Here is a 14254-nt window from a genome sequence, read left to right as displayed (position 1 = left end):
TTGTAAATGCGATCGCATTTTGTGTAGGCATTTTGCGATCGCACTCCCTCCCTCAAATTAATCCAATTAGGACTTACCCATCACGTCGGTACAGTTGAGGAAAAACCATGACCGTTACCATACCCATCAAAGCTATCCAACTCACACCCGGTAGTGCCATTACTATAGATAACCTTAAATGGCAAGACTTTGAAACAATTCTTGACGAACTTGGGGAAAAGCGACGAGTGCGGCTGACCTACTATCAAGGAAATTTAGAAATCATGTCCCCCCTTGCTATTCACGAAAGACCCCACCGGATTATTGCCGATATTGTTAAAGGCATATTAAACCTACAGGGGCGCGACTGGGAAGATTTTGGTTCAACTACCTTTAAACGTCCTGAAATTGCTGGTGTTGAACCGGATACCTGTCTTTATATTCAGAATGCTCCTCAAATGCGAGGCTGTACTCACATTGACTTGGACATTTATCCACCCCCAGACTTAGCTATTGAATCTGATGTTACTTCGGCAGAGCCGACGCTACGCGAACAAAAACAACCTTTGAGGTTTATGCAGCCATTGGTGTTCCTGAAGTATGGATTTCTAGCAAACAACAACTTAAAATTTACATCATCAAAGATGGAAATTATCAAGAACAGTCGCTCAGTCCAACCTTTCCCAATTTATCCTTAACTACACAGATTCCTCAACTCGTAGAACAGGCAATTAATCAAGGAACAAGCAGAATGTTACGGGAATTAAAAAGTCAATTTTTTCAATCGAAATAAGTCTTACTTATTGCTAAGCAATTCCATCACACACCTCCCCAGCTGCCATCCTTTATATCCGTATATCGATTACCCACTATTGCCAATTATTCCTCAGGCACACAAGTCCCTACTAAACAAGCTCGATCCAAATTAACACCACTTAAAGAAGCCCCATCCATCTCAGCACAAAGCAAGTTCGCCCCACTGAGATTACTACCAGATAGATTAGCTCCACGGAGATCGGCCTCTTCCAGATTGGCTTCACTTAAGGTTGCCCCTTGTAAATCCGCCTGAGACAAATCGGCTCCCTTCAAATTGGCACCATTAAGATTAGCTCCTCGCAAATCTGCCCCTCGCAAATCCACCCCTTGCAAATTCACCCCCATCAAATTGGCACCACTTAAAAAAGCACCGGTAAAGCAAGCCTGACTCAACTTAGCCCCCATCAAATTAGCGCCGCGCAGATTACCACCCCGCAAGTCCGCACCACTCAAATCCGCCTGCATCAAATTAGCACCAAGCAAATTTGCCCGTAAGTCAGCAGATTCCAGTTTGGCACCGATTAAGTTAGCACCATCAAGACGAGCACCATTCAAATTACAGCCAGAAAAATTTACCCCCACAAGTGTTGCACCAGCAAGATTAATTTTTTCCAATTGGCTACCGGAAAGATCCTCATCTTCCAAATCTGCTCCTGGCAGTTGCTTTACTTTCCCCGCCCGAATTGCTTCAATTTCCATCAACCAGATAACCTTGGCCAAAAGGCCACGCGATCGCTTTCAACTGTTCATCTTTCACCCTACCCTACACCGGATCCCTGGGCAAGAACAACCTTCAACCTTCAACCTTCAACCTTCAACCTTCAACCTTCAACCTTCAACCTTCAACCTTCAACCTTCAACCTTCAACCCTCTAACCTTGGCCAAAGGCCACGCAATCGCGTTCAACCTTCAACTTTTATTCCTTCATCCTTCAACCGTTACTTTGTCCTCAGATAACGAATCAAGCAACCACATCCCTGAAGCTATTTTAGGCTGATTAGCCTGCAAACTCATACCCTGCTGCATTCCCATCACTATCAGTCCCAGGGTTTCCACCAGTTTAGGGTCAAAGGCTTCCCCTGACAATGCCTGACAGTTTCTTAGAGCTTGAGACAGAGCATCCTCCTCAGATTTATAGGTATTGAGTTGCTGCTGAAAATAAGCGATCAGCCTCAAAATCCTTGATTCCAAGGGAATGTTATCGTAAGCTAAGCCATCCGGTTGTCCTGAACCATCCCAGGATTCGGTTTGGTGGGTAATAATGTTAGCGACAGCCTGCAATCGAGGCATAATCCGTAACACCGATCCCCTCGGAAGAGATTCCTGCTTCTCGATCACCTCTTTCTGAGCAGCTGACTTAGGGGGTAGTTCTATCTTGACCCCCTGCAAGGGAGATAGACGGTGCAAGAGTGCTGCCAGACTTAAACGTTTCAGTTGCCATGCTGGTAAATCCAGCAACTGGCCTATAGTCTCAGACAAGCTTTTTACCTCAGCGCTAGCGTTGGGATTCACAGCATCCGCTTGGTCAATTAGCTGAGCCATACGCAAGAAAGCCTGCATTTCATTAGAAACCAGGTTATCGTCTAACACCTGAACATGGCTCGGGGAGGTATGGGACGGTAACTCTTGTTGACCTTTCTGAAGATAGTTCACGACCCGATTCACCACTGCCCCAATATAGTCTCGTGGCTTGGTGCTGTCGATCATCTTTTGAAGTTGTGCCGTTAAGCTAGCTTGCAAGTCTGGGTTATAGTTACCAATGTGAGCGATCGCAAACTCCACTGTCTCCCTGACCAAGTCTGGCTCAAATGTCCAGAATCCATAGAATTTGCGCTCTCGATCCTGCTCTGGCAGTCCTTGAGTGCCATAATCCGACTCAGATAATTCTTGACATAACACCATTGCTGTGTATGTCTCGGAAATAATAATCAAGTGCCACTCTTGAGCTACAGGATCGGAGGACTCTAAACTAACTAGGGCAACATTCGACCGCTGACTGGTGGGATGTTCAGCAAAGCCAGCATCCGGTGCGGCCATGATCACCACCTGAGATGATTTCAGCGCTATATCGCCATAGCGTTCAGCTTCCTCAAGATACCATTTGCCCCGCTGGAATGCCGTAATCATTAGTGGAGCACTGTCAGACTCTAGGATAAAGTCTTCTAGGGCATGGCACAGCGATACTAAGGTATTTTTGTAATAAACTCCAAAGCTTAGAGGTTTTTTGGTGCCGCGATGGGCTTGTTCTAGTTTTTGTAATATCGAACCTGAGCGCATGGTTACTAAAAAATTGTTAATTAAATTTTGTTATTTAAACTTGTTAATTTAATTTTGCCATTATCCCTTTCTAGTTATTTAAAACTAGTTTTTTTTCTTGGTGTTTATTTGGTAATATTGGGGCAGTGAGGGCTGCTTCTAATGGAGCCACTCCTAGTCTTTCTTCAAGGATTTTCATCACTTCACGCCCAAAATCATTAGAATTTTGCCGCCAAGCTTCCAGACAAACTTCACCAAAGAAAGACCCTAGGGGTTCGGGATTCCATAGGAGTTTCTTGGCTGTCCAGGGCATCAGACTCATGGGATCATAGTCCCGGTTGAGGATAGTTTTGTCAAAGGCGTACTGTTCTAAATGGGTATGGGGTTGTAGACCAATGAAGAAGATGGCTGGTTCTACTTTATCCCTACCAAATATTTGCTCTAGTTCCCGGTGATAGGCAATAGTCTGACGAATGGTGTCAAAGGTTTCATCGATCACATTGAAAGAATAGTTGACGGAAACTAGGTCATTGAAGCCAGCTGCTTTTAAATCACGACAGTTTTGCAGTACGGTGCGTAGGTTATAGCCCATGCGCATTTTCCGCACCAGTTCCTGAGAACCACTGGTAATCCCGATTTCAAAGTAATTCATCCCGGTTTTTACCATCAGGTCGCATAATTCTGGGGTAAGATTGTCTGCCCGAATGTATGCTGCCCAGTTAATGTCACTCATACCAGAATCAAGGATTTTTTGCAACAGTTCAACGGCATCACCAATGAATTTTTTGGCAGGAATGAACTGAGCATCAGTGAACCAGAACTTGCGGATGCCTCGGTCATAGAGTTGCCGCATTTCTGCGACCACTTCATCTGCCGGGTTAATCCGTACCTGTTTGCCTTCTACAACGGTATATATACAGTAGCAGCAGTTATGGGGACACCCACGCTTGGTTTGAACTCCAATGTAAAAGTCGTTCTGTTGGAAGTAATAATCAAACCTGGGCCAGATGCTTTGAATATAGTCGTAGTTGCAAGCAATTTTTTCAATGGCAGTGGGAGACTCATGGATCATGCGATCGCGTGGCTTAGCTTGCCCTACCACATAACAGCGCTGATCATCGAAGTCCTGACCCCGGAGAAGTTTCGTGAGTAAGGTTTCCCCTTCTCCAACGGAAACGATGGTTCCAGTTGGCAGTTTATTTTCCAACTGCTCATAGAATACACTAACTGCTCCACCCCCCACAATCAGGCGAGCGTCTGGGTTATATCGTTTAGCTCGTTTGAGTCCTTGTTTGATTAACCCCAAGTTCCCCCACAGTTCGCCATAGTAAGAGGCAGCTAAACGCAGACCCCCCAGCGCTCCCCGTAATTTCACCAAGGGATTGCCAGCATAGTAAAACTCAAAGGCATTTTGGAGCGGGTTACCACCCCTACCACCCACTGGAGCATAGATTTGAATGTCGCGCCAGGAAAATACCAACAGGGTTGGTTTAAACTGGTCTATCTCAGTATCCAAGGCGCTGCCAAAGTCTAGGGGAGGTACAGTTCCCAAGTCAAAAATGCGCTGTTCTACATCCGGGAACTGTTTATGAACATGGTCAGCTAAATAAACCACCCCGATCGGAAAGATTGGATTACACGGAAGGCGAACATATAGTATTTTCTGTTCCATTGGTAACTGTTTATAGTAATGATTTTTTGTTATTATAAGTTTTTTTTATCAGCAAGGTTAGTTTGGGTTATTCTTGACCAATTCCGTTCGCGTAGCGTGGCCCAAAGGCCAATTAAGCTCAAGATTTCAAGGCAGATCTATACCTAGAGTTATAGCTAGAGTTATAGACAGATTTATCTACCGCCGTTTTCTCTACTTTGAGACTACGGCGGGCAGAACTTACCAAGGGTGGGCAACAATTATGAAATTGGTGTTTACATATCTTAACTTTACCAAAATTAGGGACTTACCTCAAGCGTATGGTAGTTTTGTCTATAGGGATCAAAAATCAGCATAAAGTAATCTAATAGAGTAAAGTCATATAATAGGGTTTATAGAGTGAGCATTACACCTGAATGATGCTGAATATCGCTAAAACCAGCAAATAATCCTAAATAATCCCAATAATCAGCATATTAACGGTGTTTTGTTGGTGATCGGCTGAGGTAAACTCCAATAATTAGTAGCCATGTTTACAGCTCGCCGGAATCATCAATGCTACCTTGGTGTTTGTAATAAATTAACCTTTAGAGAATTAATAGATATGACACAAGTTTTTGATCCTATTCCTTCAGATAGCCAAGATTCCCTTCTGTGCGGCTATGTGAACGCTACTAGCCAGATCCAGATTGCTAGAATAACTAATATACCTAACTGGTACTTTGAAAGAGTTGTTTTCCCAGGGCAGCGCTTAGTTTTTGAAGCACCGCCACAGGCTCTTCTAGAAATACATACGGGGATGATGGCAAGTTCTATTCTCTCAGATACCATCCCTTGTTACCGCTTATTGGTTAGCCAAAGTGGTAATGCTTATGGCTATGCTGTTTCCGCCCAATCAGCCAAACCTGCTGATATCAAACCACATCCAGAAACAGTTGATAGTCCAAGAGTGTTAGCTGAAAAATTGCCTAGGCTGGTTAGCGCGGTCTAGTTACTATAATCTATACTTTGGGGTTGCTTACAACAGGAGCAACCCCTTTTTCATTGGTTGAAGGTTGTTTGGTTGAAGGTTGTTTGGTTGAAGGTTGTTTGGTTGAACGCGAACGCGTGGCCTTTTGGCCAAGGTGGTTTGGTTGTCTGGTTGTCTGGTTCTCTGGTTGAACGCGATCGCGTGGCCTATTGGCCAAGGTGGTTTGGTTGAAGGTTGTCTGGTTGAAGGTTGTTTGGTTGAACGCGATCGCGTGGCCTATTGGCCAAGGTGGTTTGGTTGAAGGTTGTCTGGTTGTCTGGCCGTTCGCGTAGCGTGGCCGTTCGCGTAGCGTGGCCGTTCGCGTAGCGTGGCCAAAAGGCCAAGGTTGTTCTTACCCAGGCGTCCCTTTTCGGGTAGGTTTAGAGTTCAAGCTAAATAGGCTATAGTGCTAGACTTGTAACTTGTAACTTGGTCTGTAACCATAGCAAGGGTAATTCAAAAGTGAACAAGAACAGATCTTGAGATTCTGTTCCATCACCCCATCACCCCATCACCCCATCACCCCATCACCCTGTGAATCTCCCTTCTTTTCTCTGGCTCTGGAAAATTGCTGCTTGGTCAATGGGTTTATCCCTCTTTGCCTATGTACTCCTGGCAATCACCGGCAGCATTGCGTTTTATCAACGTCACTCCGGACGCCCACGACCGACTTGGTTACGCCCTTTGCACTACATCATTGGCTGGATCATGGTCGCTCTAGTCTTAGTTCTGCTGGGGATTGGTTTAGTAGGTACCATCGGCCATTACGGTCATCTAGGTCATTCAGCCCACTTAATAGCTGGATGGTCTGTGGTAGCACTGGTGTTGCTCTCAGCCTTTAGTGCTACCCAAATTAGTCCTCAACAACCCTTAGCAAGGGCTGTTCACGTTGCTACCAACATTGCCTTGCTAGTGGGATTTACCTGGGTTTCCCTGACTGGTTGGGAAGTTGTCCAGAAATATATTAGGCATTAGGCAATCGAAAGTTGAAAGTTGAGAGTTGAAAGTTGAAAGTTGAAAGTTGAGAGTTGAAAGTTGAAAGTTGAAAGTTGAAAGTTGAGAGTTGAGAGTTGAAAGTTGAAAGTTGAAAGTTGAAAGTTTAAGGTTATCTGTCAGCCATGGATAGCTTTACTTGGCCGATGGACGATTTTCAGAGCGATAAAAAGGCTTCTTGACCACAACGGCGGGATAGGATTTACCCCGGATTTCTACTTCCAGCTGCTGTCCAACTTTGCCCAACTTTCTGGGAACATAGGCTAGTGCGATCGCATTTCCTAAGGTTGGTGCTAATGTACCACTAGTGACAACTCCTACCACCTCACCATCAGCTAGGACTGGGTAACCATGGCGAGCAATCTGCCTTCCTTGCATCTGGATCCCAACTAGCTTGCGCTGGATCCCTGTTGCTTTTTGTTGCTCTAGCACCGAGCGTCCGATGAAGTGTCCTTTGCTATCAAGATGCACTAGCCAACCTAACCCAGCTTCTAAAGGTGTCGTGGTATCATCAATATCTTGTCCGTACAGTGCCATTGCTGCTTCTAGGCGCAGGGTATCTCTGGCACCTAAACCACAGGGAGTGACACCAGACTCTAAAAGTGTCAGCCACAGCTCTATGCCCACATCTGGGTCTAGCATCAGCTCAAATCCATCTTCCCCCGTGTAGCCGGTTCTAGCCATAAATGCCGGTTTCCCCAACACCGTTGCCTCTAGATGTCCAAAGGCTTTGACTGGTGCTAACGCTTCTTTGACAAATGGCTGAAGATGTGATATCGCCAATGGTCCCTGTACTGCGATCAACACTTTTGATGTTGAGAGGTCTTGTAAGGTAACTAAGTCAGCATCCAGGTGAGCTAACAACCAGTCTTTGTCTTTGGTGCAGGTTGCTCCATTAACAATCATCATCCCCCGCTGCTCCCCAGACTCCTCTTCACCTTGGTAGTAGAAGATAATGTCATCAATGATTCCACCATTGGGATTTAACAACACCGTGTATTGAGCTTGACCCGGTTGCAGGCGGGTTAAATCCGAAGGTACTAGAGACTGCAATTGCTCCCGTAGTTGCTTACCATGAAAAGCAAACTTACCCATGTGGGAGATGTCGAAAATTCCGACAGCAGTTCGTACTGCAGCATGTTCTTTTTTCAATCCACTAAATTGGACTGGCATTTCCCAACCCGCAAAAGCTGTCAAGCGGGCATTTTGTGCTACCACCTGGTCAAATAGGGGAGTGCGAGCCAATTTAGGGGTTTCGGATTGGGACTCTGGAGATGCTGGGGAATTTGCCACGGGTTTTAATAATGGTGTTCAGTTATCAGGTAAGTGTAACATCTATCTGGTATAATCCCATGGGTTCCCGTAGCACAATGTGGAATGGGCATCTTGCCCGTGTAGCACAATGTGGAATGGGCATCTTGCCCGTGTAGCACAATGTGGAATGGGCATCTTGCCCGTTACAATTTCGCGTTTTATTAACAACAGTTGGTAAACAGTTAGTAAATACGCCCCCTTTTAAATTGATCACCATTAAGCTACTATATTATCTTGGTAAAGACTATAGCACTCTCATGAACAAGAAACTAATTTGGTATATCAAATCTCAAGCTGGAGTTCTGCTTTTTCCCTTAGGCTTATGCTTATTTGGAGAAGCCGTTTCTAAAAGAATTGAAGGAGAGCCTTGGTTTTGGTTAGGAACCTTAAGCTTAGTTGTGATTAATGCCGGGATTGGTTTGATGATTGAAAGCGGATTGATATCCGGTTTTCCCAGAGATAACGTTGCCAAAGACGACTCAAAAGAGTCAGTCCTAAAGACTGAATAAAGGCTTTATGTAAGCATATGCGCTACGCCCACGCTACGCAAACAGCGGTCAGCGGTCAGTGGTCAGCTTAAAATCAACCTCTTTCGTGACTATTAAACTAATCCTTACCTGTTTTCTTTAAAAGACTTTCCTCCAATTAAACTAATCCTTAGCTGTTTTCTTCAAAAGCTGATAGCTGATAGCTGATAGCTGATAGCTGATAACTGATAGCTGATAACTGATAGCTAATAGCTAATAGCTGATAGCTGATAGCTGATAGCTGATAGCTGATAGTTGATAGCTGATAGCTGATAGCTAAATGCTTACACTAGTTTACCAAGGTAACTGGCTTCCATCCCAGGAGAAAAACTGTCCACTATCCCCTTTATCCAGCTTTTCAATCACCGCCAGTAGTTGATTAACAGTACGCTCTACTGGGAATAACTTATTAGCAGGTACATTTTTTTGAAAGGGTTTAGAAAGGCGCGTATTGGTTGTACCAGGATGTAACGTGACAACGATAGTTTGAGGACTTTTTCTACTGTATTCAATCGCCACCGTTCGCATAAACATATTTAAGGCTGCTTTCGATGCTCGATAGCCATACCATCCTCCCAGTTGGTTATCACCAATACTGCCAATTTTGGCAGAAATGCTAGCAAAAATACTGCGATCGCTATGACGGAATAATGGTAATAAATGTTTAGCCAGCAACACTGCTCCAATACTGTTAACCTGGAAGTAACGCATCAAGTGTTCTGAATTAATCTGTTTCAGGCTTTTTTCTGGTTGTAAGCTGCCGTCATGAAGCAATCCAACACAATTAATCACTAAGTGGAGTTTGTCTATCCCTACACTAATTTGTTTGACAGCTTCAGATACTTGCAACTCGTCGGTGATATCCATCGATAGACAAACTAATCGATTAGGATAGTTGCTTTCAAGGGCAATTAATTCCGAACTAGAATCACGGTTACGATAAGTGCCATAAATCTTGGTAAAGGATTCATCTTGCAGCAATTGTTTGACAAAAGCCAGACCAATACCTCCATTGGAACCGATAATTAAGGCATTGGCATTGTTAATTCTATCTATAGACATTTATTAGCGCTCCCCGTAGGGAGTAGGGAGTAGGGAGTAGGGAGTAGGGAGTAGGGAGTAGGGAGTAGGGAGTAGGGAGTAGGGGGCAGTGTAAATTAGCCTGAGTTTTCATGATATATTTGGAAATGCTATAGTATTAGATATCAGCTATCCCCTTAATTATAAAACTTTAGCGTTTAAAAGTCCCCACTGAAATATCAACACTAACTGGGTCTTCATTATCCACTAAGCCATCGCCATTTTCATCCCAAACAGAGGTCGCAAAAAACCCGCAACGAATATCGATTTCCTGCTCAGAAACTCTCAAAAATAGAGACCCCTGTTTGGTCGCGCATTTAAATTCTGCTTTCTGGACTAGCTCTGGAGCATTTCTGCGTAATTGAGGCAATACTTTCTGGCACTGTTGGTCAGAATTAGAGCAAACCAATGGCTTCACAAACGTAGAATCATTCGCTACTAACGGCAAAACCCCTAACCATGTACCAGTGCGATTGCCATTTCCTACGGGTTTATCCCAACAAATAAAGCTGACTCGCTGGGGTTCTTCTTGATTCTGAAAAACCTTTAAACTTAAACTTTTGCTATCACTACACTCCCTTTCCCATTCAGCTATTTGTTCTGGAAAACTATCGCCAAGGTCAGCTAAAACTTCCTGACATTGGCGTTCACCACAATCCCCTGCTACCTGCTGAGGCTGGGTCTTATCTGCTGGGGTTTCACTAGCACAACCAAGCACAAGCAGAGCAAATATCATACTAGAAATTGCTAATTGTTTTACTTTCATTTAAAAATTTATTTATAATTATTATTATAGCATTTTCTAGAAATTTTATTCCTTGCTCCCTGCTCCCTGCTCCCTGCTCCCTGCTCCCTGCTCCCTGCTCCCTGTTCCCTTTGCTATATAGCAATTTCAATGTAAATTTGCCATCCTCAATCTACAGAGCAAATCATTCAAAGCATCCTTAGCTGATGGTGCTTCTGGTAACCAACTAGACTCAGATGCTTCCTCTAATTTACTCTGTAGACGATTATATTCTCCCTCATGAAAATAAAAATTTGTATCTTCCAATACAGACTTTTCTACTCCTGCTAGCTTTCGAGCAATTAAATCTGGAATATAAGGTAACTGGAACACCTCATTGAGGTTAACCAAGTTAGTTTCTATTTCCCCAGTTTTCATTAAATGGATACCAGTCAACAGCACCCGATAGACATAAAGCAAGGGTTTGACGCGACATGGACTCATCTTTTGAAACAGTTTCCATTGGGTTCGGGAAAATCCTAGATAGTGATGGGCATGGTAGCGAGTAATGCATTGTTTTGCGATCGCTTTTAATTCCTCATGCTCCGGTGTAGTGTGAATAACTAGGGGTGAGTACAGCTGCTCTAAGACATAACCATTCTTTTTCAGCAGCATCTCAAAGAACTTTTTGATATCGTGAGTGACTAGATCCAGTTCTATGGAATCCCGAATTTCCGAGACTTCAATCGTTTCCGGTCCCGGGTCCAGTCCTATAACCTTCTGCACTGGCAGAATGTGACTACCACGCAAATCATAATCAGAATCTGGTGAAGGGAAACCATACAAATGGGCTCCACTGAGGGTAGCAAATAACAGTGGATGGGGTTGAGTAGAAATTACAGATAGTAGTTTTTGGTTTAAATTCATATACAGCAGTTTTCAATTGGGTGAGGTACATGTTTTTAGGAAGCAGGGAGTAGGGAGCAGGGAGAAGGGAGCAGGCAAGAGGCAAGAGGCAAGAGGCAAGAGGCAATAGTGAAACAATCCTGTGTAACTCAGGTGCGACCTGTGGTGAATTTAATTCTTAATGGGTCAAGCGCACCTAATAGTTAGGAAAAACGCTGTATAACTATAGCAATCCGTGTAATAATTGTGATAATTTTGGTTTCCTGTTGCCTACTCCCTACTCCCTGTTCCCTGTTCCCTATTCCCTATTCCCTGTTCCCTTTCCTATAAACCATACTTTGACGTGCTTTAATCAAAAACTGATTAGCTGCTTCATAATCCGGACGTTCTGGCAAATTAGTGTTGGCAAAAGCAGCATCAAACTCTTGATGTAAACTCAATCGCCAAGCAGTAACCTCCTGCCATGGCATTTCATCCCGACGGATGGCTAGGAGTTGTTGCCGATACTCCTCAACTTTCACTGGTACAAACCCCTCTTTCAAGACTGTGATCCCTGAGAGCAATAAACGGATTAAGTGCATAGCATGTTTTAATCGAACTGCTCCTTTAGTCCGAAAATCTTGCTCCATTTTCTTAAATTGGGACATCACATACCCATTATAGGTTTGGTAAACCAACTTAGACAGAAAAATATCTCGAATAGCTAGCAATTCCTTGGCTAGGGGAGTGGCTGTTTCCACTAGTGGTGTGTAGAGACATTCCAACACATTTGGATTAGCTTTCAGTGCCAAAATGATAAACTTTTGCAGCTCCCAGTAGCACTCCTGAGTCTCGTGGTTTTCTAACTGTTCCGGAATTCCATACAAAGACCAGTGAACCACAGCTGGTGGCAGGTAAATACCTCGTCTGTCTATATCAGAGTTTTCATCATCCAGACCAAATGCTCTCGACCCTACTACACAGCGGTAGATCACATGATCATATAAATTTAACTCTGTGAGTAAGTCTTCCGAGAGCTGTAACCCTTCTTTTTGGAAGTGTTTACGAATACTAAATTCATGGCGACCTAGGGTAACTTCCCTCTCATTAGGCAAACGCACCCGATAGGCATGAGAATCATCTGTTGGTGCCTTGACTATTACACCGACTGCTCCTTGTACACATAATGTTTCACCCGCAGAGTTTTTAGCAGCCACACGAGTTACCACTTGGGTACCGACTGGCAAGATTAGGTGAGGATTCATTTATTATAAGTTTTTTGTATCAACCCTAATATTAAAATATTATAGCATTCTTAAGTAAGATATAAAACTAGGCTTGATTGTAAATACGATTCAGTATTTTATCCAATAATTCTTTATTTTTATAATGATTATTGGTTTTTGCTTCTTCCACACTAATCCTGGCTTCAGCTATTAATTTATAATAGCTAGTTCGGGATTTAAAAACTACATTATATTCCTCAATTAAATAACCCTCTAATTGATCAAAATTACATTTATATCGTTTTTTTATCCAAGTGATAACTTCTTGTTTTTGTTGTTTATTTAAATAGCCTTTACCCCCTTTATAAGATAATTTTAATCCTTCTACACCCGCTGCATAAAAAATTTTTCTCCACTTACTAATGAAGCTCTTTGATACATTTAATAATTCGGATATTGCTTGATATTCCAAGCCTTGTATGGCAAATTTTACAGCTAGCGCTCTTTTTAATTCTCTTGAATCTGGATTACTCTTAATCCACTTATCCAACTCTCGGTTTTCTTTATTTGACATAGAGTTTTGCTCCCCTATTTTTGAAAAAAAAAATTAGTATATTTTATGATTCTTAACTCAACGTAGTAATAAGTTTAGTTAAATTAGTAATTATAATGATGAACAAATTTAAATTTGATTACCACCAATACCTACTCCCTAAAAGCCAGGGCTAAAGTCCCTAAATCAATTGAGGAGTGCTATATATTAATGGTAATACCTATCAGTATTTTTGTTTGGCGTAAATGTTTTTTAAGTGCTTTTTAACCGTATTGATGCTGATAAATAGCTGCTGGGAAATTTCTCGGTAAGTAAAGTTCGCTTTTTTAAGTGACCATATTTGCTCTTCCCGGGGAGTTAACCCATATTTGAGCGCATCAGTGCTAGCGGAATTTTGATAAGATTGATTTTGATCTTCTAGGGTTACTAAGAGGTAAGGATCTGGGGATAACTCTAACGTTAACCATCTAACCCTAACCCGAAAGTTAACTGACTTATCCACTTTAATTTCAGCTTCGAGAATTAGTTTGCGATCGCAAAACCACTCACGACTATCAATTAATGATTCGCAAACTCGCCAAATTTGGTCAGGGATAGAATTTATCTGTGACCTACCTTGAGTGATTTGAGAACACATTCGACGTCCACACTCATTGGCATGAAACCAATCTTGGTTAATAGTTAGAATCAGCACCCCATCCACAAACCCCTCAAGGATTGCTTGGATCAGTAATGGGGGTTCTGATCTTGTTTGTGCCATGACTAGCATTACCTGAATTACACATTATCCAGAATTCCGAATTTGCCCAGCCTTTGCTAGACACAGTTTTGGATCAGCTTTGGCTCAGCTGGTGATCACAACAGATGAGCCAAAATTGGCACTTGACAATTGGTATAATAAAGTATAATAATTTTGATTTCTCAGCTGGCTCTAGTTTGGATTATTAACACATCAAGTAGCAAAGAATTGTGAACAGGATTGTGAAGAGGTTTCCTGAGGTGCGACCTGTGTGGAATTTAATTCTTAATGGGGAAAGCGAACCTAAGTGTTGGTGGGATCTTGTCACTTACTTTAGGAGTATGTCTACTGACAGAGGCTCCGATCGCTCTTAGCGGAAGCAAAGCTTCATCGCGTAGCGTGGGCGTAGCCCATTAAGATTCTCTGGGTCGCGAGGATGTTTGAGAAGTAACACATGTTTGGCATCAGCGATCATTATCGGAAATCTGAGGGACTTTGAGCC

Annotated in this window: 19 protein-coding genes; 6 read left to right on the top strand and 13 right to left on the bottom strand. The window is 43.0% G+C overall.

What is annotated here, in order from left to right:
• Window positions 1-107 precede the first annotated feature (107 nt).
• Both F6K51_RS03835 and F6K51_RS38295 read left to right on the top strand, forming a co-directional pair.
• On the top strand, window positions 108-677 hold the full coding sequence (locus F6K51_RS03835) for a Uma2 family endonuclease (protein ID WP_365939901.1): 570 nt from the start codon (window positions 108-110) through the stop codon (window positions 675-677).
• Window positions 608-772 (top strand): hypothetical protein, encoded by a 165-nt coding sequence (locus F6K51_RS38295; RefSeq protein WP_365939904.1) that lies wholly within the window; start codon window positions 608-610, stop codon window positions 770-772. The genes F6K51_RS03835 and F6K51_RS38295 overlap by 70 nt, the downstream gene beginning before the upstream one ends.
• Window positions 773-858: 86 nt before the next feature.
• Here F6K51_RS38295 and F6K51_RS03830 read toward each other — a convergent pair whose 3' ends face one another.
• On the bottom strand, window positions 859-1494 hold the full coding sequence (locus F6K51_RS03830; protein WP_293018258.1) for a pentapeptide repeat-containing protein: 636 nt from the start codon (window positions 1492-1494) through the stop codon (window positions 859-861).
• Window positions 1495-1507: 13 nt separating this feature from the next.
• On the opposite strand from F6K51_RS03830, the gene F6K51_RS03825 reads away from it, so the two are divergent.
• On the top strand, window positions 1508-1792 hold the full coding sequence (locus F6K51_RS03825; protein ID WP_293018166.1) for a hypothetical protein: 285 nt from the start codon (window positions 1508-1510) through the stop codon (window positions 1790-1792).
• On the opposite strand, the gene F6K51_RS03820 is transcribed toward F6K51_RS03825, so the two are convergent.
• Complete coding sequence (locus F6K51_RS03820; RefSeq protein WP_293018165.1) at window positions 1720-3072, bottom strand: DICT sensory domain-containing protein; 1353 nt, start codon at window positions 3070-3072, stop codon at window positions 1720-1722. The genes F6K51_RS03825 and F6K51_RS03820 overlap by 73 nt on opposite strands.
• Before the next feature lie 70 nt (window positions 3073-3142).
• Complete coding sequence (locus tag F6K51_RS03815) at window positions 3143-4723, bottom strand: photosystem II high light acclimation radical SAM protein (protein WP_293018164.1); 1581 nt, start codon at window positions 4721-4723, stop codon at window positions 3143-3145.
• 583 nt (window positions 4724-5306) lie between these two features.
• On the opposite strand from F6K51_RS03815, the gene F6K51_RS03810 reads away from it, so the two are divergent.
• On the top strand, window positions 5307-5693 hold the full coding sequence (locus F6K51_RS03810; RefSeq protein ID WP_293018163.1) for a DUF1830 domain-containing protein: 387 nt from the start codon (window positions 5307-5309) through the stop codon (window positions 5691-5693).
• 10 nt (window positions 5694-5703) lie between these two features.
• On the opposite strand, the gene F6K51_RS03805 is transcribed toward F6K51_RS03810, so the two are convergent.
• Window positions 5704-5889 (bottom strand): hypothetical protein, encoded by a 186-nt coding sequence (locus tag F6K51_RS03805; RefSeq protein ID WP_293018162.1) that lies wholly within the window; start codon window positions 5887-5889, stop codon window positions 5704-5706.
• Window positions 5879-6055, bottom strand: coding sequence for a hypothetical protein (locus tag F6K51_RS03800; protein ID WP_293018161.1), 177 nt, complete (start codon window positions 6053-6055; stop codon window positions 5879-5881). Before F6K51_RS03800 ends, F6K51_RS03805 begins: the two co-directional genes overlap by 11 nt.
• Window positions 6056-6245: 190 nt before the next feature.
• Here F6K51_RS03800 and F6K51_RS03795 point away from each other — a divergent pair, with 190 nt between their 5' ends.
• Complete coding sequence (locus F6K51_RS03795) at window positions 6246-6686, top strand: DUF4079 domain-containing protein (RefSeq protein WP_293018160.1); 441 nt, start codon at window positions 6246-6248, stop codon at window positions 6684-6686.
• Window positions 6687-6839: 153 nt separating this feature from the next.
• On the opposite strand, the gene gcvT is transcribed toward F6K51_RS03795, so the two are convergent.
• Window positions 6840-7997, bottom strand: coding sequence for a glycine cleavage system aminomethyltransferase GcvT (gene gcvT, locus F6K51_RS03790; RefSeq protein ID WP_293018159.1), 1158 nt, complete (start codon window positions 7995-7997; stop codon window positions 6840-6842).
• 278 nt (window positions 7998-8275) lie between these two features.
• Between gcvT and F6K51_RS03785 the strand changes: the two genes are divergently transcribed.
• On the top strand, window positions 8276-8527 hold the full coding sequence (locus tag F6K51_RS03785) for a hypothetical protein (protein ID WP_071103539.1): 252 nt from the start codon (window positions 8276-8278) through the stop codon (window positions 8525-8527).
• 312 nt (window positions 8528-8839) lie between these two features.
• Here the strand turns inward: F6K51_RS03785 and F6K51_RS03780 are convergent, their stop codons facing one another.
• The 7 genes from F6K51_RS03780 to F6K51_RS03750 all read right to left on the bottom strand — a co-directional run bounded on the left by F6K51_RS03780 (window position 8840) and on the right by F6K51_RS03750 (window position 13773).
• Window positions 8840-9607: an SDR family NAD(P)-dependent oxidoreductase gene (locus tag F6K51_RS03780; RefSeq protein ID WP_293018157.1), complete on the bottom strand. Its 768-nt coding sequence runs from the start codon at window positions 9605-9607 to the stop codon at window positions 8840-8842.
• The gene (locus F6K51_RS03775; protein ID WP_293018156.1) at window positions 9594-9719 is read right to left on the bottom strand and encodes a hypothetical protein; all 126 of its coding nucleotides are present in this window, start codon (window positions 9717-9719) and stop codon (window positions 9594-9596) included. Before F6K51_RS03775 ends, F6K51_RS03780 begins: the two co-directional genes overlap by 14 nt.
• A 57-nt stretch (window positions 9720-9776) precedes the next feature.
• Window positions 9777-10391, bottom strand: a complete 615-nt coding sequence (locus F6K51_RS03770; protein WP_293018155.1) for a hypothetical protein — start codon at window positions 10389-10391, stop codon at window positions 9777-9779.
• A 126-nt stretch (window positions 10392-10517) separates the two neighbouring features.
• Window positions 10518-11276 carry a nucleotidyltransferase domain-containing protein gene (locus tag F6K51_RS03765; RefSeq protein ID WP_293018154.1) on the bottom strand — a complete coding sequence of 253 codons (759 nt, stop codon included), beginning with the start codon at window positions 11274-11276 and terminating at the stop codon, window positions 10518-10520.
• Window positions 11277-11560: 284 nt separating this feature from the next.
• Window positions 11561-12499: a nucleotidyltransferase domain-containing protein gene (locus F6K51_RS03760; RefSeq protein ID WP_293018153.1), complete on the bottom strand. Its 939-nt coding sequence runs from the start codon at window positions 12497-12499 to the stop codon at window positions 11561-11563.
• 67 nt (window positions 12500-12566) lie between these two features.
• Window positions 12567-13034 carry a helix-turn-helix domain-containing protein gene (locus tag F6K51_RS03755; protein WP_293018152.1) on the bottom strand — a complete coding sequence of 156 codons (468 nt, stop codon included), beginning with the start codon at window positions 13032-13034 and terminating at the stop codon, window positions 12567-12569.
• A gap of 202 nt (window positions 13035-13236) precedes the next feature.
• A complete protein-coding gene (locus F6K51_RS03750) occupies window positions 13237-13773 on the bottom strand; it encodes a helix-turn-helix transcriptional regulator (RefSeq protein WP_293018151.1) in 537 nt (178 codons plus the stop codon).
• Between the last annotated feature and the right edge of the window lie 481 nt (window positions 13774-14254).

Origin of the sequence: Moorena sp. SIO3I8 (assembly GCF_010692325.1) — a bacterium.
Taxonomy (GTDB): Bacteria; Cyanobacteriota; Cyanobacteriia; order Cyanobacteriales; family Coleofasciculaceae; genus Moorena.
The sequence above is the reverse complement of the archived record's forward strand: the minus strand, read 5'-3'. Positions and strand labels throughout refer to the sequence as shown.